Origin of the sequence: Rhizobium chutanense (assembly GCF_002531935.1) — a bacterium.
Lineage (GTDB): Bacteria > Pseudomonadota > Alphaproteobacteria > Rhizobiales > Rhizobiaceae > Rhizobium > Rhizobium chutanense.
This window is the reverse complement of the sequence record NZ_NWSV01000086.1, coordinates 1-947: the sequence shown is the minus strand read 5'-3', so window position 1 is coordinate 947 and position 947 is coordinate 1. Positions and strand designations below refer to the sequence as shown.

1 protein-coding gene is annotated in these 947 nt (G+C 62.3%); it reads right to left on the bottom strand.

The features are described 5' to 3' along the window. Nucleotides 1-772, bottom strand: a 772-nt coding sequence (locus tag CO666_RS33400) for a carbohydrate ABC transporter permease (protein WP_097616201.1), incomplete at its 3' end; no start/stop codon positions are given. Between the last annotated feature and the right edge of the window lie 175 nt (nucleotides 773-947).

Here is a 947-nt window from a genome sequence, read left to right as displayed (position 1 = left end):
CCACCAGGTCGTAGGACTTGATCGCCATATGGGCGAGCACGATGAAGGCGGAGAGGAAGATCGGCCGCAGCAGCGGGATGACGATGCGGCGGTAGAGCTGGAAGGGCGAGGCGCCGTCGATCTGGGCGGCCTTCATGATCTCGCCGTCGATGCCGCGAAGCCCGGCGAGGAACATCGCCATGACGAAGCCGGATGCCTGCCAGACACCGGCGATGACGACGGTGTAGATGACGAAGTCCTTGTTCTTGATCCAGTCGAAGTGGAAGCTCGTCCAGCCGAAGTGGTGCAGCGTCTGCTCGAGCCCGAGGCCCGGATCGAGGAACCATTTCCAGGCGACCCCGGTGACGATGAAGGACAGCGCCATCGGATAGAGGAAGATCGGCCGCAGCAAGCCCTCGCCGCGGATCTTCTGGTCGAGCAGGATGGCGAGCAGCAGGCCGAGGGCCAGGCAGATGCCGACATAGAGGAAGCCGAAGATCGCCATGTTGGTGATCGAGGTATACCAGGAGGACGGCGGATCGCTCTCGAAGGTCCAGCGCCACAGCCGCTGATAGGCGCGCGCGCCGGTCAGCGCATAAGAGGGAAAGGTCTTGGAATTGGTGAAGGAGAGATAGGCCGTCCAGACGATGAAGCCGTAGACGAAGATGAGCGTGATGACGAAGCTCGGCGCCAGCACGATCTTCGGCAGCGCATCCTGCAGCCGGCTTCTCAGCGAGATACCCGTCGATCGCCCGGGCGTCAGAACCGGATCGGTGGTCGCAACGGTGCTCATAATGTCATCTCCTCCCCGAAAGCTTCCCCGCAGGTCACGCGGGGAAGCATTGTTCATCGCAATGGCCTCAGCGGGCGTCGTCGATCGCCTGGACGAGCTGGGTGACGGCTTCGTCCGAGCTCTTGATCTGGCCGTGGACGAACTTCGAGACGACGTCCTTATAGGCATTGGCGAT